Raw genomic sequence first — 21,546 nt, 5'->3', positions numbered from 1 at the left:
GGCGCAGACCCGATCCGCCGGCCGGGGGCGGACCCGAGGCGGGAGGAGCGGGGAAGCGCGAGCGCCCGGGGACGAGGTCCGTGGGAAGGAGCCTGCGGGCGGAAGACGCCTTCGGCGAGTGAGCCTGCGGGGAGTGAGCGTACGGCCAAGCACGCTGGGAGGAAGCGCGACCGTGCTCGGGAGGGAGAACGCGCCGAGGGGAAGGCGAATGCGACAGGGACGTCACGGATCGGGTTCAGGCGACATCCTAGGAGTGACGGAAATTGCCTGATGATTGACTCCACTCATCCCGACGCAGCGACGAATTTGGTTGGTTTGCCGACCCTGAGATCCCGTGTAGAGTGGCGCCCATCCTCGTATGAGATCTGTCCGACAGAACAGCGACCTTCCCCAGGCGAACGGTGCGGTTCCGGTCGCGCTCGACGTGCAGCCGGCCAGGCCCGGCGCGCAGGAGCAGGAGCTGGAGGAGGAGTGGACCTATGAGGTCGCTCACCACGACGCGCCGTCGGATCTCACGCATGTTGTCGGGGAGAACCTTCGGCGGCTGCGCACGCGGCGCGGCCTCTCGCTGGAGCGGCTCTCGAAGATCTCCGGCGTTAGCCGTGCGATGCTCGGCCAGGTCGAGCTCGGCCGCAGCGCGCCCACGATCAACGTCGTCTGGAAGATCGCCCGCGCGCTCTGCGTGCCGTTCTCGGCGCTCGTCAGCGATCGTACGGCGAGCGGCCCGATGCTGCTGCGCGGGGATCGGGCGAAGCGGCTGACATCGCACGACGGCAAGTTCACCTCGCGCGCGCTCTTCCCGTTCGATGCGCCGCGAACGGTCGAGTTTTACGAGCTGCACCTGGCCTCGCTCGGCGTCGAGCATGCCGATCCCCACCCGCCCGGGACGACCGAGAACATCGTGGTATGTCAGGGGACCGTTGAAATCAGCGTCGACGGACAGCGGTTTCTGCTCGCGACGGGCGACGCGCTCGTGTTCCAGGCGGATGTCCCGCACGTCTACCGCAACCCGGCGAACGTCGACTCGCTGATGTACCTGGTGATGACGTATTCGCTGTCGGCGCCCTGAGGCGCGGCGCTTTCCTCGCCGAGGGGCGGGGGAGGGCCGGGAGAGGAGGAGTGCCGGGGGAGGGGCGGAGCAGCGCGAGAACGCCGGCGAGCGCCGACGCCGCTGCTCCGAGGAGGGTTTGCGGCCGCGCTACTTCGTCATGGCGGGCGTGCACATCATCATGGGCATCCCGCCGCACATCATCATCATGGGCATCCCGGCCGACATCATCTTCGTCATGGCCTCGCAGCGCTCCTTCAGCATGTCCATCGACATGCCCTCGGGCGGCATCAATTTGCAGGTCATTCCGTCCTTCGTCATCTCACACGACATCTTGCACATCATCGGCATGCCCATGCCCATCATGCCTGGCATCATGCCCATCATGGGCATCATCGGCATGCTCATGCCCATCATGCCTGGCATCATTGGCATGCTCATGCCCATCATGCCGGGCATCATGCCCATCATGGGCATCATCGGCATGCTCATGCCCATCATGCCGGGCATCATGGATGCGCCAGCGGCCATCTCCGGCGTCGACATCATGGGGGACATCATCTGCGGCATCATGGGCATTTGCATTGCGGTGGTCATGGGGGCTCCTGTCGTCAGCGCTCGTTGCTTCCGGGAGCCGTTCTAGCCGGTCGGCATGACGTCGCAACGCGTTAACACGGGCGCGTGTCGCTTTGCTCCAGTCTAGCGGAGGCGCCTCCACGGCGTTGGAGGCGCCGGCGCCCCGGGCGGACGAGTGTCCATGATAGTGACGGCCGCTCCGCCCGGGGCGCGCTGGGGCGGCGTCCAGGCGAGGCCGGGTTTGCGGCGGTCATGAGGGGTGAGGGGGCGACCAGCGGGGTCGTGCGAGCGTGAGCGGGATGGGCTCGGTCGGTTCCACCGACCATGATTCGGTCTCGTATGTCGACTCGCTGCTGAAGCCGAGCCTGACGTTATGCGCAGTCATGTCGGCCCATACAGAGCCGCGGTGCCCTCCGGCGCGAGCGAGCAGGGCTTCTGTGCATCTTGCTTCACCCTTGACGGGCGTGACGCTTTGATGCCTCATACGCCACCATGCGCCGCGCTCCGCCTTCTCCGTCCCTCGTCCGCGCCACACGCGTGCTCGCCCTCGGTGCCCTCCTGGGCACCGCGTCGTGCGCCCAGGTCCTGGGCCTCGACGAGTTCGAGGACTGCGACGAAGATTCCTGCTCAGGAGTGCTCTGGGCGAAGAGCTTCGATAGCCATGAGTTGGTCTTTCCAGAGAGCGCTGGGCTCGACTCGAAGGGGAATGTTCTTCTCTCAGGAGTCTTTCGAGGTACCACTGATTTCGGCGGCCCGCCGCTGATATCGTCTCAATTCGCTTTCTTTCTCACCAAGCTGAAGCCGGACGGTAGCCACGGCTTCAGCCGGTGGCTGCGGCTGAAAGTCTTGGATGGTGCGTTGGGATCGCGTCTGTCGGTGCTGCCTGACGATAGCGTCGTCTTGTCGGGTCTGTACGAGGAAGAGATCGAGCTTGATGCTGGCGAATCCATCACGGCGCCCACTCTCGACGAGAATGGTTGCTTCGTGGCCAGGTTCTCGTCAGACAACAAGTTGATCTGGGGGCGCAACTTGTTCACGGGGACGGGTCGCCTCGCTGTCCTGGATTCGGCGGCTATGCCCGACGGTGACGTGGTCCTGGTCGGCTCTTTCAGGCGCGAGGTGAGCCTGGGTTCGTCGACCCTGACCACTGCATCCGAGGACGCCTTTGTCGTGAGGTTGGACGGCGAGACGGGTAATCCGCGATGGAGCTTTCAGCTGGGCGACCCTGAATATACCACGGCGACGACGAGCCTCGAGGCCAAGGCGGTGGCGGTGGATCCTGCCGGTAATATCGTTGTGGGGGGCCGGTTCACGGGATTCACCGACTTCGGCTTCGACAGAAGCATCGGCCCGAGCCCGTCGGGGGCTGGAGCTTTCATGCTCAAGCTCTCGTCCACGGGGGAGCGAGATTGGACTGTTGGCCTCCTGGGAGAGGGGCGTGCCTGGGTGACTGACATCGACGTCGATGGGCGTGGAGATATCCTCGCGGCTGGCGCTCTCGCAGGAGCGATTGCCATCCATGCCCATGGGGTCCGAGGCGCCCACGAGACCAGCGGGCCAGAGGACTCGGATATCCTGCTCGTGAAGCTCTCGTCCGCGGGGAATCACCTGTGGTCATTGCGATTCGGCGATGATTCGTCCCAGTTAGGTGTAGAGCCGAAGTCAGGTATTTTTGGATCGGACGTCGAGTCTCTTTCACCTTTCGGGGTTCACGTCGCCGCCGACACTTCTGGAGACATCGTGCTCGGCGCCGGGGCCGCAGGCGCCGTCGACTTCGGGGGCGGGCTGCTCGGCGGCAGACAGGAGCGCGACTGGACTGTCGCGAAGCTGAGCGCTGGCGGAGCGCACCTCTGGAGCAGGCGTTTCGGTGATGCCGCGACAGGGCAAGCGGTGGTTGGCATCGACACGGATCCCGGGACGAACGCCGTCGTGGTCGTCGGGCTCAACGACGGAACGCTGGATTTTGGCAATGAGATGAGGGTCGTGGCGCCGGGAGAGTTCAGCGCTGTCGTGACGAAGATCGACCTGGGACGGGTTGGGAGATAGCTTCTCCAACTCAGCGGCGCTGGTCAGTTGATCTGCAGGTTCGCGGCGGCCTTGCCGTCCTGTCCCGCGCCCGCGGCGCCGCCGCTCGGGGTCGTGCCGCCGGTGCCGCCGTATCCGGGGGCGCCGGTCGAGCAGCTGTTGCCTCCGAACGTGAAGCTGACGCTCGCGGCTCGCGCCAGGCAGGCGCTCGGGCCGCCGCCACCGCCCGCGCCCGGGCCGCCGTCGCCACCAGGACCACCTTTGCCGCCGACGCCGCCGTTGCCGGCGTCATCAGGACCGGGGCCGCCCGGGCCGCCGTTCCCCCCGAGCTGCGGCGCTCCGCCGTTGCCGCCGCGGCCGCCGTTCCCTCCCTTTCCGGTCGTGATCTCGTTGCGAGAGACGACCACCCGTCCGGCCGCCGCGAAGACGCCAAAGCTCCCGCCTCCACCGCGGCCAGCCGTGCCGCTGCGGCCGCCGAGCCCGCCGCACCCGCCGCTACCGCCGCCCCCGCCGCGATCATCAGGGCCTACCTCGCAGGAGCCGCCGCCGCCGCCGCCCGCGCCGCCGCCGCCGCCGCCGTTGATTCCCGGTTGCCCGTTGGTGCCGTTCGCAGGCTGGTAGATACCCGAGGCGATGCTGCCGAGATTCGCGCCCCCCGTCCCAGGCATCCCCTGCGACCCCGCCATGCCCGGCGTGCCATCGTGTCCTGCCGACCGGGTCCTGAAGCAGCGCAACGGGGCGCCGCCCGCGCCGCCCTCCGCGCCCCGGCTGCCCGGATGGCCCGCCGCTCCGTTGTTCGAGCCATGCCCGCCATATCCACCTCTCCCGCCAGGCTCGTCGCAGGTGGGCGCCGGGCCGGCATTCCCGCGACCGCTGCAGTCGTTGCAGCCCTGCTCTCCCGCATTCCCCGAGGTCGCCGTCCCCGCCGCGTGCGCCGCCCCGTTCGTCCCCGCGGCGCCGGCCTGGCCCTCCTCCACGTTGATCTGGTTGAACCGCACGAAGAGATCCGCCGTCCCCCCGCCGAGGCGCACTCCGTAGGTGCTCGCGCCGGCCGACGACGGGCTCAGCGCCTCTATCGAGATGCCCTCGATGTGCGTCGGCTGCGCGATCGACGGCGCATGGAACACCGTGCCTGTCGCGCTCACGGTGGTGGTCACCGAGCTCGTCCTCCGGAACTTGAAGTCAGCGTTGTTGTGATCGAACCCACCGTAGATGCTGATGCCGGACACGACCGTGACCGCCTCCTGGTACAGCTCGCCTGACAGGCAGACCGCTGGGACCCCGCCCGCTTGCGCCACCTGGATGGCCTTGGCGATCGTCTCCACCGGCGCGCTGCGCGTCCCGCTGCTGGCGTCGTCCCCGGTGCTCGCCGAGACGTAGATACACTGCTCCACGAGCCCGTCGCCGCCATCGCAGTTGTCATCGATGAACTCGGCGTCGATCGGATCCTCGCCCGCCGCACCCGCCGCGGTCGGCGTACACGCGTATTCACAGCCGCACTCGCCCGTGAGGAGATTGCCGTCCAGGTCGTGTGTGCCCGGCAAGCATCCCAGCGCGCACGCATCCGTGACCCCACCGCCGCCCCCGCCCGCCTCTTCGCTGCCCCCCTCTCCATCCGAGCCGCCTTCGCCCCCGCCCGAGCCGCCTTCACCCCTGCCCGAGCCGCCTTCGCCCCCGCCCGAGCCGCTCGTGGCGGCCGCGCTGCTGCTCGATGACGCGGTCGTCGCGCTGCTGCTCGCGGACGACTCGCCGCCCGCGCCCGAGCCGCCTCCCGTGCCCGAGACTGGCCCGATGGGACCGTCGATCGAGCTGCTCTCGGCGCAGCCGAGCGCCGAGAGCAATGCGAGCAGAGATGCCGTCTCGAGGAAGAATTGTGCGCGCATGCTTAATTCTGCACCTTCACGCGCCTTTCGAAAAGACTTTGTCTTGTCGATCCCAATCACCATGGGCCGTGTGCCACATTGCAGTTCGCATCGATCGCGCGTCCGCCCACGCCATTATGTGCTGCGCCAGCGCGAGCCAGCTCACGATTCCGTGATTCGCCCCTCGCGCCTGTCACCGTCTCCGGTACTCTGTGCCTGCGCACCTTCCCGCTTCCGCACCGTCCCCGCTGTCATCTGTTCATCTCATGCGCCTCAGATCGCTTCACCACACCTCGCTCGCCTCCATGGTTGGGCTCGCTGCCGCCATGGGGCTCCATGGCGCGTGTGCACCGGACTCAGGGGCTGGCCTCGTCTGGTCCTCTTCCTCTTCGGGCGGAGCTGGCCCTGGCGGGACCTTCGATCCGGATGGTGGGCTGTCGACCGACGCGCCTGTCGAGCTCCCCGATCCGGACGCCGCCTGTGGCCTCGTTACCGAGGAGGCGATCGCGGTCCCGCTCAATCTCTATATCATGATGGACAAGTCGTCCTCGATGGCGGGTGACGACCCCATGGTGGCCGACAAGTGGACAAGCGCGAAGGCTGGCCTGACAGCGTTCGTCAACAGCGCGAGGTTCGCCGGCGTGCGCGTGGCGCTGCGCTTCTTTCCGCGGGTCGCGGACGATGTTCCTGCCTGCGACCAGAAGGCGTACAGCGAGCCGCTCGTCCCGTTCGGTCCGCTCCCCGACAACGCGGACGCCATCGTCGCGGCCATCGAGGCCGAGTCGCCGAACGGAGCGAGCACGCCCATCTATCCTGCGCTGGGCGGCGCGCTGCTCCAGGGCATCGACGTGGCCGAGGACCATCCTGGCGAGGCCTCGGCGGTGCTGCTCGTCACCGATGGACAGCCCCAGGGGCCTGCGGCCCAGTGCGCCGGGGTGAACCCGGAAGACCCGGACGCCATCGCGGATCTCGCGGCGCGGGCCGCGCGCTACCGCTTCCCGGTGCGCACCTTCGTGATCGGGCTCCCGGGCGTGAACCAGAGCTTCGCGAACCAGGTCGCGGCTGCGGGAGGCACCGACGCCGCCGTCCTCGTCGGGGCGAACAACATCGCCGTCGAGTTCCAGAACGCGCTCGCGAAGGTCACGGGGCAGGCGCTCCCGTGCGAGGTCGAGGTCCCTTCCCAGGTGGCCGGCGGACAGGTCGCGTTCGACGACGTCAACGTCCTCTTCGGGCTCGACGGCGCACCGCAGGAGGTCCTGCCTCAGCGCCCCGGCTGCGACGGCCCAGGCTGGCGCTACGACAACCCGGCTTCTCCCGCGGCCCTCGTGCTGTGCCCCGACACCTGCGAGGCCGCGAGGGGCGCTTCCATCGCGAAGATCCAGATCCTCCTCGGCTGCGAGACGGTGATCCTCTGAGCGAGCACGGCAGAAGGACCGCGCATCTCGAACGAGAGTGGGCGAACTGCAGGTGTTGTGGAGATGACATCGGGAGCGACATAGAAGCCCCGGAGCAGGCGGCGCAGACGCGGAGCGTCATATGTGAGATGACTAACTGTTCCTGGGTCGTAGAGGCGCGGATCATGGGGCCGGCGCGAGGGCGCGGGACCCGGCGCGCGCGGGCGGCGCCCGGCGGCGCCCGACGCGGTGAGCGCCGCCTTGCAACTCTGCACTGCGCTTTGTGGACTCCGGGCCCCCAGAGCCGTAAGAGGACGGAACCATGACGACGGAGTCCTCCCTCGCCGCCGCAGGCTCGCCGCGGCACGCCGCCCCCGCCGCGCTCCATCCGGCCCTGGTGCTGAGCGCCTACCTCGAGCCGCTCGTGCGCGGCCGGCGGGTCGCGGTGCTGGGTGACGTCACCATCGGCCTCGCCGACCGGCTGCTCCAGCGCGGAGCCCGACTCGTCCATGCCTACGACCCGGACGCCGCGCGCGTCGCCGAGAAGCTCGCGCGGACGGCGCCCACGCGGCAGCCGCACCCGAACATCGCCGTGTTCGACGGCGACCTCGGGGTGCGCGACGGCGCGTTCGACACCCTCGTCATCCCCGATCTCTCCCTCTTCGGCGATCCCGCCGAGGTCGTCCGGCGCGCCAGGCGCCTCACCGCCGCGAGCGGCGTCGCCGTCATCGCGTCGCCGAACCCGGACGCCGCGCGGGGCCTGCTCCCCGCGGGCGCGCGGCGCGGCGCGGCTCCCGGCTACTACGCGCTCTACGACGTCGTGGCGCTCCAGTTCAAGCAGGTGCGGATGGTCGGCCAGGCGCCGTTCGTCGGCTATACGGTCGCGGAGTTCGCGCCGAAGGGAGAGCCCGAGGTCAGCGTGGACACGTCGATCCTCGACGCGTCCGAGGAGCCCGAGTGGTTCATCGCCGTGGCCGGCGAGCGCCTGCCCAGGCTCGACGCGTTCGCCGTGATCGAGCTGCCGTTCGCTGGCTTCCCGGGCGCGAGCGCCGGCCCGTCGCCCGAGGCGCTCAGCGAGGCCGAGGGCCGCGCGCAGCGGCTCGGGGGCGAGCTCGCGGAGCTGCGCACCCGGCACCAGCGCGACCGCGAGGACGACGGGGTCCGCGCCGAGAGCGCGGTCGCCACGGCCGCGCGCCTCGCCGAGGTGGAGGCCGAGCTCGATGCCAGGGCGGCGCGCCTCCGCGACGTCGAGGCCAGGGCGGGCGACGCCCACGTCCGGGCCGAGCGCCTGTCCCACCAGATCCGCGACATGGAGGAGGAGCTCCGCAGCCAGCGCGATCGCGCGACCCGGCTCACCAAGCAGCTCGACGACGAGAAGCGGGTGCGGACCAAGGTCGAGCTCGAGCTCGGCATGATCCGCAACAAGCCGGAGATCGCCGGCGCCCGCGACCGCCTCGACGCCGCGACCGCCGACCTCGACGCCGCGCGCGCCCGGATCGCCGAGCTCGAGGCGCGGCCCGCCGTGGCGGCGCCCGACCGGGCGCTCGCGGCGCGCGTGGAGGAGCTCGAGGCCGCCGCCGCGGGGGCGCGGCGGGAGCTCTCGAAGCTCACGTCGGAGCGGGACACGGCGCGCCGGCGCGCGCAGGAGAGCGAGCGCGCGCTGGAGGAGGCGCGGCGCGCGGCGGGGAGGATCGAGGAGCTGGAGGCCGCCCGCGCCGAGCTCGCGCGCGACCGCGACCGGCAGAAGGAGCGGGCGGACCGGAACGAGCGCGAGAGCCGCGCGCTGGAGGATCAGCGGAGCGCCCTCGACGCGCGCAGGCTGCTGCTCGAGGCGCGGATCGTGGAGCTCGAGCAGACCGTCGTCGCGCTGGAGCAGCGGGCGTCGGAGCTCGAGAAGCGCGACGCCGGCGAGGCGGCGGCCGCGGAGATCGCGGGCCTCGAGGAGGCGCTGCGCGATCGGGGCCACGTCATCGCGTCGCTCATGGCGCAGCTGCGCGAGAGCGAGCGGGTGGGCAAGGAGCTCGTCGACGAGCTCGGGACGGTCTTCGCGTCGGCGTCGGCCGACAACGGCGGGCCGGGCCAGGCGGCGGACGGCGGGCAGGGCGGAGGGCTCGCGGGGCAGGGCGGGCCGGGCGGCGCGGTCGAGGCGCTGCGGCAGCAGCTCGACGCGCTGGCGCGGAGCGCCGCCTCGAGCGAGGCCGACCTGCGCGCCGCGGGATGGAAGATCGCGCAGCTCGAGCGCGAGCTGACCGAGGCGCGCGCCACGGCCGGCTCCCCGCCGGCGCTCCACGAGGAGCTCGAGCAGGCGCTCGTCGCCGCGCAGGCGGAGATCGCGGCGCTGCGCCGGGCGGCGGAGCGGGAGGACGTGGCCGTGGCGCGCGAGGACGTGGCCGTGGCGCGCGAGGACGCGGCTGGCGCGCGCGGGGATGTGGCCGTCGTGCGCGAGGACGCGGCTGGCGCGCGCGGGGATGTGGCCGTCGTGCGCGAGGATGTCGGCGTGCCGCCCGAGGTGATCGAGCAGACGGTGCTCCTCCAGCAGGTCGCCAGCGCCGTCGAAGCGAGCGCGTGAGCCGCGGTCTGGACCGCGGCGGGCGGTGGCCCCGGTCCAGATCCGACCACGCGGCCTGCGCGTCCAGTCGACCCGCGCGTCAGCCGTGATGCCGGCGCGTGTTCCCGGGCGCAGCCCGACGCGCGGCGCGCGACGTCACGCCGGGCCGGACAGGTTCGTGCTTCCGATCGGCGACGCGCTGGCGAGCGTGGAGCGCTTCTCGCCCGCGAAGGCCTTCTCCACGAGGTAGTCGCCCGGCTCGCCGCTGTTGCCCTCCTCGAAGCCGCGCGACTCCAGGAGCGCGGCGGTGTCGGCGAGCATCTCCGAGCTGCCGCAGAGCATCAGCCGGTCGTGCGCGGGGTCGAGCGCGGGCAGCGCCAGATCGGCGAAGATGCGGCCGGACTCGATGAGCGCGGTGATCCGGCCCTCGGTCTTGAACGCCTCGCGGGTGACGGACGGGTAGTAGCGGAGCTTGGGCCGCACGATCTCGCCGAGCAGCTCGTCCGCCGCGAGCTCGTGCTCGAGGTAGCGCGCGTACGCGAGATCCTGCGCGCGGCGGCACGTGTGCGTGATGACCACGCGCTCGAAGCGCTCGTACGTCTCGGGGTCCTTGACGACGCTGAGGAACGGCGCCAGGCCGGTCCCGGTCGCCAGGAGCCACAGGGTCCGGCCCGGCCGCAGGTTGCCGATCGTGAGCGTGCCCGTCGCGCGCTTGCCGACGAGGATCGTCTCGCCGACGGCGATGTGCTGCAGGCGCGAGGTCAGCGGGCCGTTCGGCACCTTGATCGAGAAGAACTCGAGCGTCTCCTCGTGGTTTGCGCTCGCGAGGGAGTACGCGCGGACGAGCGGCTTGCCCGCGACCACAAGCCCCATCATGCAGAATTGCCCGTTCGCGAAGCGGAAGCTCGGCGAGCGGGTGGTCTTGAGCGTGAAGAGCTTGTCCGTCCAGTGGTGGACCTCGAGCACCGTCTCTTCTGTGTAGCCGGGTACCATGTCGTTCATCCTTGTCGGTGCGGAAGCATCGCGGCGTGGTGGTTCGAAAGAGCGCGCTCCCCGATCACGACAGCGGGGCGGCGCCGCGGCGCGCGAGGGCGCCGAGCTCTACCGCAAGGTCGTCTTCCATGAGTTCGATGCTTCACATAGCAATCATGCAAATGATAATCAAGATCATCATTGGCCCATGGCGCCGTCATCGGTGATTCCGCAGAGCGTCGCCGCGTTGTCGTGGCACGACCTCGTAGCGCTTCGTCCTCTAGGGGCGAGGGGGCTCGTTGACGATGCCCGTGGAGCCGCTGGCCATACGGCGCGGAGGCCGTCCGCCGGGCGAGGCGCGCCAGCGGGCCGGGCGGCGGGGCGCTCACGGGGGCCGGGCGGGCCAGGAGCGCTGCGCCGCGCGGCGTCTCTGTGCGCACGCGGTCGCTCGCGCTAAGGACCGGGCCGATGCGCGCTCCTCGCCCCCTCTCCACGCTCGCCCGGCTCGCCGGCGCCGCCGCCCTGGCCCTCGCGCTCGGCGCGTGCGGCGCGGTCACCGCGCCCGGCGCGAAAGACCCCATCGCCTCGCTCCGTGACGCCGGCGCGCATTCGACCGACGGCGAGATCGTCGGCCGCTGGCTCCTCGGAGAGCTCCTGGTCCCGGGCGGCACGCCCGCCGGCGCCAGGGAGGCGCGCAAGCGCCTGGAGGGGATCGGCGCGAACTCGGGCGCGAAATCGATGCTCGCGTCGCTCGGGCGCGCGATCGACGACCAGGGGCACGGCCGCAACGCGCGCGCGGCCGCGGCCTACCTCGATGCGCTGGACGCCGCCCGGGTGAGCGCGCACCCCGACGCCCCCCTCGTGGGCTGGTTCGCCGCGAATCGCCTGCTCGGCCTGCGATCGAGCGTCGCGGGCCTCTGGAAGAAGTCCCGCGAGGTCGTCCTGCGCGCCATCGACCACCCGGGCAAGCTGGGCTGGCGCGCGCGCGGAGAGCTCGTCGAATGGTGGAGCCTCGACGGGCTGCCCGACGAGGCCGCCGCGGCGCGCCCGGCCGGCGCCGCCGGGACCGCCGCCGACGCCGGCGCCACGCCGCTCATCGATCTCGCGGCGCGCCGCTACGGGTGCATCGAGAGCGCCCGCTTCGCCGGCCCGTTCGGCCACCTGGCGGCGAGCGATTACCGCGTCCACCACGAGGCGGAGCGCGCCGGCCCCTGGCCGCCCGTGTTCACGCGCGATCCCCAACGCAGAGGCCCGCCGCGCGTGCTCGGCGCCGAGCGCCGCGGCTGCCAGCTCTCCGCCGTCGCGCCGGAGGGGCCCGGCGAGGGCGGGGCCGCGGGAGGCATCTTCTACGTCGAGACCTTCGTCGACCTGCCCGCCGAGCGCGAGATGCTCATCGCCGTCCAGGGGGCCTACGCGATCCTCGTCGACGACGTCGAGGTGCTGACGCGCGACACGAAGCAGTGGGGGATCTGGCCCCGCTTCGGCGTCCGCCTGCGCCTCGGCCCCGGCCGGCACCGGATCGTCGCCCGCGTCGGGGGCCGCGACACCTCCATCCGCCTGCTCGCGCCCGACGGCACGCCCCTCGGCGTGGCCACGTCCGCCGATCCGACGCCGCCCTATTCGCTCGTCCCGCCCGAGGTCCTGCCGGATCCCAACCCCATCGAGCCGTTCCTCACGGCGCTCGGCGTGCCGCCGCAGCCCGCGCCGAAGGTGGCGCGCGCGCTCGGCCTGCGCGGCGCGCCCCGCGCCGAGCGCGACGTGGGCGACCCGATCGCCCGGTACCTCGCCGCGACCATCGCGCACCTCGAGGGCCAGGACGACGTGAGCGCCGTGCTGATCGAGCCGCTCGTGGCCGATCCGGCGCGCGCCACCGGCCCCGCGCTCGCGGCCCAGGCGGTCTTCCTCGAGAAGGACCCGATCTTCCCGGCGTCCGACGGGCAAGACCTCGTGAAGGACGTGCGCGCGCGCGCCGCGGAGAAGGACCCGGAGCTCTGGTACCCCCGCCTCTGGCTCGCGCTCGAAGAGGCCGACAAGGTCGGCCTGTCCGAGATGACCCGCACGATCGAGGCCCTCGCCGACCGCTTCCGGGAGGTGCCCGATCTCCTGAAGACGCTCGCCGGGATGTACTCGCGGCTCGGCTGGCGCGTCGAGCACGTCCGCACCGTGAAGGAGGCCGCCGCGCGCTTCCCGGACGACGTCGAGGTGCTGGGCGCGCTCCTCCGGATCCACGACGGCGACGGGCACATCGCGCAGGCCGACGCCATCGCAGCGCGCATCCGGGAGCTCGACCCCGACGCGGAGATCGAGCTGGAGAGGGCGATCGATCGCCGCGACTACGCGGCGGCGATCAAGGAGCTCCAGCGCCTCGGCTCCGCCCGCAAGGACCGCAAGGACATCGCCGCGCGCATCGCCGACCTCCTGACCCGCGCCGGCAAGCGCGCCGAGTCGTTCGAGCAGCTCGAGCGCGCGCTCGCGAAGGCGCCGGACGACGCCGACGCGCGCCTCGCGCTCGCGGACGCGCGGTTCGCGCGGGGAGAGCGCGACGCGCTGCAGAAGGCGCTCATCGAGGCGATCCGCACCGGCGCCGACACCTCGGGCCTGCGCGACGCGATCGAGCTGCTCGACGGCACGACGGAGCTCAGCCCGTACCGGCTGGACTCGAAGAAGGTGATCGCCGAGCACGAGGCCTCGGGCGAGGTCATGCCGGGCACGGCGGCGCGCGTGCTCGACTATGCGGCCATGTGGGTCCACGAGGACGGCTCGGCGCGGATGCTCCAGCACGAGATCATCCGGATCCAGTCGCGGGAGGCCATCCAGGAGCACGCCGAGCAGCGCGTGCCCGAGGGGCTCGTGCTCAAGCTCCGCACGGTCAAGCGCGACGGGTCGATCCACGAGCCGGAGTTCGTCGAGGGCAAGCCGACCGTGACGATGCCCCACCTCGAGGTGGGCGACTACATCGAGGTGGAGAACCTGTTCGTGCTGCGCGGCGACGGGCAGGGGGGCCTCATGTTCCAGGGGCCGCGCTGGTTCTTCCGCGAGGAGAAGGTCCCCTACTGGCGGAGCGAGTTCATCGTCGTGTCGCCGAAGAGCCGGCCGCTCGACGTGGAGGCCTCCGGTCCCGTCCCGGCGCCGGAGATCGTCGAGTCCGGCGCGCTCGTCACCCGCCGCTACCGGGTCGACAAGAGCCCCGCGCTCCCGGAGGAGCCGGCGAGCGCGCCGATCTCGGAGTTCCTGCCGAACATCCGCATCGGCTGGGGCATCCGCCTGGACAGCACGATCGCGCGCATGGTCGACGCGGCCGCCGACGAGACGCCGCGCGATCCGCGGCTCGTGCGCATCGCGCAGGCAATCGCACGTTCGCCGCGTTCGCCGCTCGCGCCGCGCTCGCAGGACGCGGGCGGCAGCAGGCAGGGGAAGGCCGCCGGGGCCGCGCAGGACGCGCGCGGCGAGGGCGGGGGAGCGGCGCCGTCGAAGGACGAGCAGGCGCGCCGGATCTACCGGTGGGTGCTCGCCAACGTGGAGCCGGGGCGCGAGGACGACGGCCGCCGCGTCGTCATCGGCAAGAGCGGCAACCGGACCGAGGCGTTCCTCTACCTGTGCCGCCTGGTCGGCATCGACGCCGGCTACGGCGTCGTGAGCGACCGGCTCACCGCGCCGCCGCGCGGGCCCATGAGCGAGGCCGAGACGTTCAACGCGCTCGCCGTCCGCCTCGACACCGGGGAGAAGCCCGGCGCGGGCGCGGTCCGCTGGATGTTCGTGCGCGACAAGTTCGCGCCGTACGGCTACCTGCCGAGCTCCCTCCGCGGGCAGCCGGCGATCGTGCTGAAGCCCGGGACGCCGCGCGAGGTGACGCCCTCGTCCGGCGCGCACGACGGCGTGGTCACGGAGGGCGTCGTCGAGGTGGCGAGGGACGGCTCGGCGTCGCTGGCGATCGAGCAGCGCTACGAGGGCAAGCTGGCGATCGCGCTGCGCTCGGCGCTGGAGTCGCTCCCCGACGCCCAGCTCAGGGACGCCGTCGAGTCGCGCCTCCTGCCGCAGATGGTGCCGGGGGCGCGGCTCCAGGAGATCGAGATCAAGGAGCTGACCGAGATCGACCGGCCGCTCACGCTGAAGATGAAGATCGCCGCCGCGAGCTTCGCGCGCGCGCAGGGAGGGGAGCTGGTCATCACGCCGCCCTTCGGCGTGCGCGTGGCCAGCCTCGCCAGCCTGCCGGTCCGGGAGACGCCGCTCTACCTGTCGGAGCAGATCGCGACGCGCTCGGAGGTGCGGCTCCGCGTCAAGCTCCCTGCGGGCGCGCGCGTGGTCACGAAGCTCGCTCCGTCGAAGACGGACGACGAGGGGCGCGCCGTGCGGGTGAACGATCGCGTGGACGGGGGCGCGCTGGTCCTCGATCGCTTCCTCGATCTGCCCGCGGGCCGCGTGCAGCCCGATGCCTATGCGAAGTTCCAGCAGTTCGCCCGCGCGGCGGACAGCGCGCTCGACCGGGACATCGTCGTGCAGCTCGACCGCGACGGACGCTGAGCGCGGCGCTCCGCTCACCCCGCGCCGGGCCTCGGTCGCAGGGGATTCCTGTGTGTCAACCCACGCGGGATGGATTACTCTTTTGTTCCCTACCGTGAGCGATCTGGATTCCCAGTACGCGCAGGATGCTGGCCGCCAGCCCACGGATCCCGTGAAGGCGCGGGTGGCGCGCGCCTTCCGGCTCTCCTCGCTGTTCGCGCAGGTGGATCGCGAGGTGCGGGAGGCGATCACGGACGCCGCGGTGCTCGAGGTGGTGGCGTCCGACGCGGCGATCTTCGAGCAGGGGGCCCCCGCGGACACGCTCGTGGTGCTCGGCCGGGGGCGCGCGCGCGTCGAGCGCGTCAACGAGGCGGGGGCCGCGTTCCCGCTCAGCTACCGCGGTACGGGGGACGTGCTCGGCGAGTCGTGCCTCGGCGGGCTGGAGACGCGGACGGAGCGGGCGATCGCGATGGATGAGGCCGAGGTGGTCCGGGTGCCGCTCGCGCTCGTCCGCGAGCTCTGCGCCCAGCACCCGGGGCTCGGGGGCGCGGTGTTCGCGCTGCTTGTCGCGCGGCAGCGGGAGACCGAGGACCGGATCGAGTCGATGCTGTTCAAGAACGTGGGAGGGCGCCTCGCCGAGTTCCTCCTGCACGCGGCGGAGCGGTGGGGCGTGCCGACGCCGCGGGGGACGCTGATCTCGGCGCCGATCACGCACGCGGAAATCGCCCAGGTGATCGGGTCGACGCGCGAGACGGTGACGCTGACGCTCGGGGCGTTCCGGAAGGAGGGCGTGCTCGACGCGGCGGGGCGGCGGCTCATCGTGAAGGACCGCGAGGCGCTCGCCCGGAAGCGCTAGCGGCGGCGTCAGCCTGCCGCGGCGCGCGGCTGCTCCTGGAGCGTGGTGCGCAGCTTGTCCAGCCCGCGCGAGAGGCGGGATTTGACGGTGCCCACCGGCACCGCGAGGCGCTCGCCGATCTCCACGAGGGAGAGCCCCTCGAAATAGGCGAGCTCGAGCACCGTGCGCTGGTCCTCCTGGAGCGCGGCCACGACGCGCCTCACGCGGGCGCAGTCGGAGCCGAGCGCCGGGTGGACGCGCATGCCCGGGAGCACGGCGTTCATCGCCTCCGGCTCGGACAGCGCGTGGAGGGCGCGCCGGGCGTCGTCCGGCGCGACGTCGATGAGGGCGGCGAGGCGCGGCGCCATCGGGGTGAACCGCTCCAGGCGATCCACCGAGGCGAAGAGCCGCGCGCGCAGGCGGCCCTCCGGCGGGACCGGCGGCAGCGCGAGGGCGACGGCCGCGACGGCGGCCTCCGCGTGGGCGAGCCGGCGCGCGCAGTCGCCGGAGGCGCCGAGGTGCGCTTCGACCTCGGCGTCGCGCGCCCATCCCGCGCGGGCGAGCAGCGCGTCCTCCAACGGATCATCGAGGTGTCCAGCGAGCATCATCGGCTCCGCTCCTTCGAGGCGGGGTTGTGCCCCTGGACGAGTACGCGGGGGAAGGGCGAGCGGTTCCAGCGGACGTGGCGGGGCGCCCCGGACACGCGCCTGTCACGTCCGAGGAGTCGACGCGCTCGGCGCCGGCGCGCGCGCCGTTCCCAGTTGACGTGGCGCTCGAAGCGTCGATACGCCTTCGCGAGTCGACCCCGCAGGAAAGGACCGCCCATGCCGAAGCTCAGCTCCGGAACAGCCATCGCCGTCGCATTTCTCTTCGGTTGCTCCGCGTCGTACGTCGCGCCGCGCTTTCTGGTGCCGCCGGTGCAGGCGGGGACCGATCCGCCCCGGTGGGAGGTTCGGTGCGTGGACGTGGAGACAGCGCGCGTCAGCGACAGTCAGGTGATCGAGGTGACCACCACGTCCGGATGGAACCCGGTCCTCAAGCGGTTCGGGCAGGAAGGCTGGGAGCCGGTGCAGTTCCTGCGCAGCGAGATGTCCGGGAAGATCGACGCCGTGTGCTTCAAGCGGCCTCTCCTCTGACGTGCCGCACAGGGCGCGCGTGGCGCGCTGCCGCCGCGCGCCTGGAGGGCGGTCGCGCCGGGAAGGCCGCCCGCGCCGGGACACGCCGGGACGGCCGTCGCGCGTCGGGAAGGCCGCGGCGAGCGGGCGACCCTGCCGCCTGGCATTCTTGCGGCGGAAGCCGGCCGGAAGGCATGCTAGGGGGCGCCGATGGAGTCCGTGATCAAGACGTACCGGATCCGCCTTGACGGCATCCGCTTTCGCGCCAAGCACGGCGTCTCTCGCGCCGAGCGCGACCTGCCCCAGGATTTCGTTGTGTGCCTGGAGGTGGAGCTCCCGATCTCGCTGTTGCCTCGAGCCGACACGCGCGCGCGCGTCTTCGATTACGACAGGCTCGCGAGCCTCGTCGTCGAATCGGGCACGAGCGCGTCGTACAAGCTGCTCGAGACGCTCGCCGAGCGCATCATCGAGCGGGTGCTCGACGACACTCCGGCCCTCCTCGTGACCGTTCAGGTCAAGAAGTTCGGCCCTCCGACGTCGGTGTCGGTGGATGCCGCATCCGTGGAGCTCTCGGGCCGCAAGGTCGGATGAGCTCGCTCTTGCAGGCGTCTTGGGCTCTCGCCAAGGTCACGTCATGGCGGACGACGCGGGGCGGCGGACGAGGTCGTTGATCGAGCGCAAGCAGGCGTTCGCCGCGCGGCAGGCGGCGCGCGGCAAGGGCGCCTTCGACGGGCTCGCGCCGATGGGCAGCGGGCCGCCGAACCGGCATGGGATGCCGAGGCTGCCGATCGGTCAGCGCGAGGTGAAGAGCTGGCCGGTGCTCGATCTCGGCGATACGCCGGACATCTCGACCGAGCGCTGGCAGCTCGAGATCGACGGGCTCTGCGAGGCGCCGCGGACCTACTCCTGGGAAGAGTTCATGGAGCTGCCGCAGACGCTCGACGTGTCCGACTTCCACTGCGTGACCACCTGGAGCCGCCTGGACAACCACTGGATCGGCGTCCGGTTCGCCGACATCGCGGAGCGCGCGCGCCCGCTCGCGGACGCGCGCTTCGTGCTGATCGAGGCGAGCGACATCGCGCCCGGCACGCAGACCCCCTACACGACGAACCTGCCGCTCGACGAGGCCATGCTGCCCGACGTCCTGCTCGTCCACTCCTGGGAGGGCAAGCCGCTGCCCCGTGAGCACGGGGGCCCGGTGCGGATGATCACGCCGCAGCTCTACTCCTGGAAGGGCGCGAAGTGGATCCGGCGGATCACGTTCAGCGCGTCGGATCAGCCGGGGTTCTGGGAGATCCGCGGCTACTCGAACACGGCGTACCCGTGGTTCGACGATCGGTACGGCCGCCGCTAGGCGGGGCGCCGAGGAGGGCGAGCCACCATGCCTGGCGAGGAGAGCGTGAAGCGCACGGAGGCCTACGCGAGGGAGCACCTGGCCAACGAGCGGACGCACCTCGCCTACGTGCGCACGGCGATCGCGCTGCTCAGCTTCGGCATCACGCTCAACCGGGTCAGTCTCTATTTTCTGGAGGCGGGGCCGCCGGCGGCGCCCGGAGGGCCGCGGTCGTTGCTGCGCGAGGTCGTGGGCGTCGGCGCGGGGATGGTCGTGCTCGGGATGGCGCTCATCGCGTGGGCCGCGACGCGTTACCTGCGCGTCGCGCGCGCCATCGATCGCGGGGAGTACCGCCCTGACCGGACGGCGATCCTGATCTTCACGGCGGCGCTCTTCCTGGCCGGCGCGGCGAGCATCGCCTGGCTGTTCGCCTCGTGATCCGGAGGCGAAGCGTCCCGGTGCGACGAGGCGCGGCCCGGCGAGCAGGGGCGCACGGCGCACGGCTGCGGACGTCCCCTCCTCGCGGCTCGGCGTAGAACACGGTGTCAGTCAGCGGCTTTCCGCTGACGAGCACCGCTTTTCCTCCCTTCGACCTCGCGCCTGCCCTGCTGGAAGGCTGCCTCGCCAGCGGCGCATTCTGGTGAAAACTTGCGTGACGGCCGCGGGCCCGACGCGGCATAGTGCGCGCCTCGGATGACAGGCAAACGACACCCCGGCGGATTGGGGCCGCCAGGGTGCCGGCGCCTCAGCCTCGTGCCGGAGGACTGGAGCATGGGTAGGCCCATCGCGCCTTGGTTTGTTGGTTGCATTCTTCTCATCGGCCCAGCGACGTTCTTTGCATGTGGTGACGTGCCCTATATGGGCGGAGACTGCGCGGTCACGGATGACTGCGAGTCGGAGCACCAGTACGTGCCGGGCACGGTCTGCGTCGATGAGCGCTGCGTGTGCGGCGAGCCGGGCAAGGTGATCTGCTGCGCGCGCGGCGAGGAGGGCTCGCGCGGCGAGCAGGACTCGGAGTGTTTCAAGGCGTGCCTCACCTGCGACGAGTGCGCGGAGGGCACCGAGGAGGGCACCGAGAAGTGCTCCGGGGTGTCCGTGCCGCCCGGCGGCTGCGAGAGCGACGCGGAGTGCCCTGGCCCGCCGGACCCGCGGTGCGGCGCGGGGCGGTGCGTGGACGGCGCGTGCGCGGTGGAGATCCACGAGGGCCCCATCGAGTCGCAGCTCCGCGGCGATTGCAAGATCGAGAAGTGTACAGCCGACGGCCGTGTGGTCAGCGCGGCGGCCCAGGATATCTACGATGACGGCAACCAGTGCACCCTCGACGTCTGCGAGATCGATGAGCCGCGGCATCTCCTGTTGAATGAGGTCACGTGCCCCGCCTCGGGCGAGGGGCGATGTCATGAAGGCACCTGCGTGCAGTGTGTCGACACGGACGCTTCGCTGCGCTGTCCCGGCGGGCGCGCGTGTGATGGCGTCTGGTGCGTGCCGGAGCACTGCGTGAACGACGTGCAGGACGCCGGTCGCGGAGAGACCGGCTTCAACTGCGGTGGCCCGTGCCGGCCCTGCCAGGCGGGGGACCGCTGCCGCGCGGCCACGGACTGCATGAGCGGCGTGTGCACGAACGAGACCTGCATGATCCCGACCTGCAGCGACGGGGTGAAGAACGGCCGGGAGTCGGGCGTCGACTGCGGCAAGCAGTACTGCCCGCGCTGCGCGCCGGGCCGGGGCTGCCAGACCGGCGCGGAGTGCACGAGCGGCGTGTGCTGGGCTGGCGTCTGCGAGGCCCCCACCTGCACGGACGGCGTGAAGAACGGCGACGAGGCCGGCGTCGACTGCGGCGGCGAGGGGTGCGGCGGACCGTGTCCTGGCTGATCCTGGCGGACGGGCGAGCGGCACGTGCGCCTGTGGGTGGAAGGATGGCCATTCCCGTCTGGGGTCATCGGTCGCGTTCTACGTCATGCCGACGTGCGGCGTCACCTTGTGCGGGCGCGTCGTCGGGGTGGCGATAGGCGGGCACACACAGACCAACACGTACGTTGCCGGGCCGCTGGGCTGGTCGATGAGCGGCTATGCGGATTGGGTCGGCGGGGGTAGTTGTATGCTCCCGGGCTCCGTGGCCGCCGTCGTCGTTGACGGGGGGTCGATGGGCAAGGCGACGATCTACGCGTGACCAAGGAAAAGAGATCTCCTTCTCGCGCCGGCTCCGCTCGCAGCGCTCACGCGGGGGCGGACGTCATTCATCCTCCGCCGCGCCGTGCGCCAGCACCGTCTCGCCACCATTCTTGCCAAGCTCGATGAGCCGGCAGGGCGTCGCCTTCCGGAGCCGCTCCGCCAGCGGGCGGGAGTGCGTCGTGATCCACAGCTGACTCCGGGACGCCGCGTGCACAAGGAGATCCCCGAGCGGCCCGAGCAGATCCGGATGCAGGCTCGTCTCCGGTTCGTTCAGCGCCAGCAGCAGCGGCGGCCTCGGGCTCAGCAGCGCCGCCAGGAGGCAGAGATAGCGCGCCGTGCCGTCCGAGAACTCGCGGGCGTCGAGCGGCCGTGACATCCCGGGCAACCCGAGCTCGACGCGGAACCGCCCCTGCGTCGACGAGACCTCGAGCGACGCGCCGGGAAACGCGCTGGAGACGGCATCCTTCAAGGCGCCCCTGTCGCCGATATCGAGGATCGTCGCCAGCGCCGCAGCGAGATCGTGGCCATCGGTGCTGAGCACCGGCGTCCGCACCCCGACCTGCTCGACCCGCAACGGCGCGCCGGAGTCGGTGCGGAAGTGGTGATAGAACCGGAAGTTCATCAGCTTTTGCCGCACCACCGAGAGCAATGGAAAGCGATGCGGCTCCACCACCTGCGCCAGCACCGACTCCGAGCCCCAGAGCGAGAAGGGAAAGGTCACGCGATGGCCGTCCGCGTCGCGCGCGAAGGCCGAGCCCGCGGCCCGCTCCAGCATCGGCAGGCGGCGGCGCTTGTCGAGCAACCAGAGGTTCTCTTCCTTGATGTCCGGGTCCAGCTCGAACGGCCCTCCAGGCGGCGGCGTCAGCCCGCACTGAAGCTCGTAGACGAGCTGATCGAGCCGCACCCGCAGCGTCATCCGCACCGGGCCTTTCCTGCGCTGGCCAGCCCAGAGCACCGAGGGCATCCCCCCCTCCTCGGCCAGCGTGCGCGCAAAGGTCCCGCTCGCCGCGGAGCCGAGCAGCACCATGGTGCGATAGAGATTGGTCTTGCCGACGCCGTTCGGTCCGACAATGACGTTGACCTGCGCGAGGGGGAGCGTCAGCTCGCGAATCGAGCGGTATCCCGCGACGTGGAGCTCCTGGACCGTCATCCCGCCCAGGATAGCC

17 protein-coding genes are annotated in these 21,546 nt (G+C 71.6%); 13 read left to right on the top strand and 4 right to left on the bottom strand.

Going from position 1 to position 21,546, the window contains the following annotated elements; genetic code table 11:
- The first annotated feature begins 358 nt into the window (after positions 1–358).
- From WMF14_RS38825 to WMF14_RS38815, 3 genes are all read left to right on the top strand, one after another.
- The gene (locus WMF14_RS38825; RefSeq protein ID WP_437794735.1) at positions 359–1,069 is read left to right on the top strand and encodes a helix-turn-helix domain-containing protein; all 711 of its coding nucleotides are present in this window, start codon (positions 359–361) and stop codon (positions 1,067–1,069) included.
- 118 nt (positions 1,070–1,187) lie between these two features.
- Entirely contained in the window at positions 1,188–1,691 is a 504-nt protein-coding gene (locus WMF14_RS38820; RefSeq protein WP_437794732.1) for a hypothetical protein, read from the top strand.
- Between the two features lie 470 nt (positions 1,692–2,161).
- The gene (locus WMF14_RS38815; RefSeq protein ID WP_437794729.1) at positions 2,162–3,670 is read left to right on the top strand and encodes a hypothetical protein; all 1,509 of its coding nucleotides are present in this window, start codon (positions 2,162–2,164) and stop codon (positions 3,668–3,670) included.
- A 23-nt stretch (positions 3,671–3,693) separates the two neighbouring features.
- Here the strand turns inward: WMF14_RS38815 and WMF14_RS38810 are convergent, their stop codons facing one another.
- Positions 3,694–5,532: a PE-PGRS family protein gene (locus tag WMF14_RS38810; RefSeq protein WP_437794727.1), complete on the bottom strand. Its 1,839-nt coding sequence runs from the start codon at positions 5,530–5,532 to the stop codon at positions 3,694–3,696.
- Positions 5,533–5,777: 245 nt separating this feature from the next.
- Here WMF14_RS38810 and WMF14_RS38805 point away from each other — a divergent pair, with 245 nt between their 5' ends.
- Positions 5,778–6,926 (top strand): vWA domain-containing protein, encoded by a 1,149-nt coding sequence (locus tag WMF14_RS38805; protein WP_437794724.1) that lies wholly within the window; start codon positions 5,778–5,780, stop codon positions 6,924–6,926.
- 301 nt (positions 6,927–7,227) lie between these two features.
- The gene (locus WMF14_RS38800) at positions 7,228–9,474 is read left to right on the top strand and encodes a hypothetical protein (RefSeq protein WP_437794721.1); all 2,247 of its coding nucleotides are present in this window, start codon (positions 7,228–7,230) and stop codon (positions 9,472–9,474) included.
- Between the two features lie 135 nt (positions 9,475–9,609).
- On the opposite strand, the gene WMF14_RS38795 is transcribed toward WMF14_RS38800, so the two are convergent.
- Positions 9,610–10,446, bottom strand: a complete 837-nt coding sequence (locus tag WMF14_RS38795; RefSeq protein WP_437794718.1) for a ferredoxin--NADP reductase — start codon at positions 10,444–10,446, stop codon at positions 9,610–9,612.
- Positions 10,447–10,893: 447 nt separating this feature from the next.
- Between WMF14_RS38795 and WMF14_RS38790 the strand changes: the two genes are divergently transcribed.
- Positions 10,894–14,946, top strand: coding sequence for a hypothetical protein (locus tag WMF14_RS38790; RefSeq protein WP_437794716.1), 4,053 nt, complete (start codon positions 10,894–10,896; stop codon positions 14,944–14,946).
- Between the two features lie 94 nt (positions 14,947–15,040).
- Positions 15,041–15,781, top strand: a complete 741-nt coding sequence (locus WMF14_RS38785) for a Crp/Fnr family transcriptional regulator (RefSeq protein WP_272102900.1) — start codon at positions 15,041–15,043, stop codon at positions 15,779–15,781.
- 8 nt (positions 15,782–15,789) lie between these two features.
- Here the strand turns inward: WMF14_RS38785 and WMF14_RS38780 are convergent, their stop codons facing one another.
- On the bottom strand, positions 15,790–16,368 hold the full coding sequence (locus tag WMF14_RS38780; protein ID WP_437794713.1) for a sigma-70 family RNA polymerase sigma factor: 579 nt from the start codon (positions 16,366–16,368) through the stop codon (positions 15,790–15,792).
- 216 nt (positions 16,369–16,584) lie between these two features.
- On the opposite strand from WMF14_RS38780, the gene WMF14_RS38775 reads away from it, so the two are divergent.
- From WMF14_RS38775 to WMF14_RS38750, 6 genes are all read left to right on the top strand, one after another.
- Complete coding sequence (locus tag WMF14_RS38775) at positions 16,585–16,896, top strand: hypothetical protein (RefSeq protein WP_272103899.1); 312 nt, start codon at positions 16,585–16,587, stop codon at positions 16,894–16,896.
- Positions 16,897–17,085: 189 nt separating this feature from the next.
- Positions 17,086–17,466 carry a dihydroneopterin aldolase gene (locus tag WMF14_RS38770; protein WP_437794710.1) on the top strand — a complete coding sequence of 127 codons (381 nt, stop codon included), beginning with the start codon at positions 17,086–17,088 and terminating at the stop codon, positions 17,464–17,466.
- Between the two features lie 43 nt (positions 17,467–17,509).
- Positions 17,510–18,229 (top strand): molybdopterin-dependent oxidoreductase, encoded by a 720-nt coding sequence (locus WMF14_RS38765; RefSeq protein ID WP_437794707.1) that lies wholly within the window; start codon positions 17,510–17,512, stop codon positions 18,227–18,229.
- 27 nt (positions 18,230–18,256) lie between these two features.
- Positions 18,257–18,646 carry a YidH family protein gene (locus WMF14_RS38760; protein WP_272103903.1) on the top strand — a complete coding sequence of 130 codons (390 nt, stop codon included), beginning with the start codon at positions 18,257–18,259 and terminating at the stop codon, positions 18,644–18,646.
- A gap of 420 nt (positions 18,647–19,066) precedes the next feature.
- Complete coding sequence (locus tag WMF14_RS38755) at positions 19,067–20,080, top strand: hypothetical protein (protein ID WP_437794704.1); 1,014 nt, start codon at positions 19,067–19,069, stop codon at positions 20,078–20,080.
- Between the two features lie 85 nt (positions 20,081–20,165).
- The gene (locus WMF14_RS38750) at positions 20,166–20,378 is read left to right on the top strand and encodes a hypothetical protein (protein WP_437794703.1); all 213 of its coding nucleotides are present in this window, start codon (positions 20,166–20,168) and stop codon (positions 20,376–20,378) included.
- A gap of 63 nt (positions 20,379–20,441) precedes the next feature.
- On the opposite strand, the gene WMF14_RS38745 is transcribed toward WMF14_RS38750, so the two are convergent.
- A complete protein-coding gene (locus WMF14_RS38745) occupies positions 20,442–21,530 on the bottom strand; it encodes an AAA family ATPase (protein WP_437794701.1) in 1,089 nt (362 codons plus the stop codon).
- Positions 21,531–21,546: the final 16 nt, after the last annotated feature.

Source organism: Sorangium sp. So ce693 (assembly GCF_051521375.1).
GTDB classification, from domain to species: Bacteria; Myxococcota_A; Polyangia; order Polyangiales; family Polyangiaceae; genus Sorangium; species Sorangium atrum.
Note: the sequence above shows the minus strand (reverse complement) of the source record. Positions and strands in the feature narration are given on the sequence as shown.

Coding starts and splice junctions, on each gene's coding strand:
- WMF14_RS38825 (WP_437794735.1), top strand. CDS start 359: ATGAGATCTGTCCGACAGAACAGCGACCTTCCCCAGGCGAACGGTGCG.
- WMF14_RS38810 (WP_437794727.1), bottom strand. CDS start 5,532: ATGCGCGCACAATTCTTCCTCGAGACGGCATCTCTGCTCGCATTGCTC.
- WMF14_RS38805 (WP_437794724.1), top strand. CDS start 5,778: ATGCGCCTCAGATCGCTTCACCACACCTCGCTCGCCTCCATGGTTGGG.
- WMF14_RS38800 (WP_437794721.1), top strand. CDS start 7,228: ATGACGACGGAGTCCTCCCTCGCCGCCGCAGGCTCGCCGCGGCACGCC.
- WMF14_RS38795 (WP_437794718.1), bottom strand. CDS start 10,446: ATGGTACCCGGCTACACAGAAGAGACGGTGCTCGAGGTCCACCACTGG.
- WMF14_RS38790 (WP_437794716.1), top strand. CDS start 10,894: ATGCGCGCTCCTCGCCCCCTCTCCACGCTCGCCCGGCTCGCCGGCGCC.
- WMF14_RS38780 (WP_437794713.1), bottom strand. CDS start 16,368: ATGATGCTCGCTGGACACCTCGATGATCCGTTGGAGGACGCGCTGCTC.
- WMF14_RS38775 (WP_272103899.1), top strand. CDS start 16,585: ATGCCGAAGCTCAGCTCCGGAACAGCCATCGCCGTCGCATTTCTCTTC.
- WMF14_RS38770 (WP_437794710.1), top strand. CDS start 17,086: ATGGAGTCCGTGATCAAGACGTACCGGATCCGCCTTGACGGCATCCGC.
- WMF14_RS38765 (WP_437794707.1), top strand. CDS start 17,510: ATGGCGGACGACGCGGGGCGGCGGACGAGGTCGTTGATCGAGCGCAAG.
- WMF14_RS38760 (WP_272103903.1), top strand. CDS start 18,257: ATGCCTGGCGAGGAGAGCGTGAAGCGCACGGAGGCCTACGCGAGGGAG.
- WMF14_RS38755 (WP_437794704.1), top strand. CDS start 19,067: ATGGGCGGAGACTGCGCGGTCACGGATGACTGCGAGTCGGAGCACCAG.
- WMF14_RS38750 (WP_437794703.1), top strand. CDS start 20,166: ATGCCGACGTGCGGCGTCACCTTGTGCGGGCGCGTCGTCGGGGTGGCG.
- WMF14_RS38745 (WP_437794701.1), bottom strand. CDS start 21,530: ATGACGGTCCAGGAGCTCCACGTCGCGGGATACCGCTCGATTCGCGAG.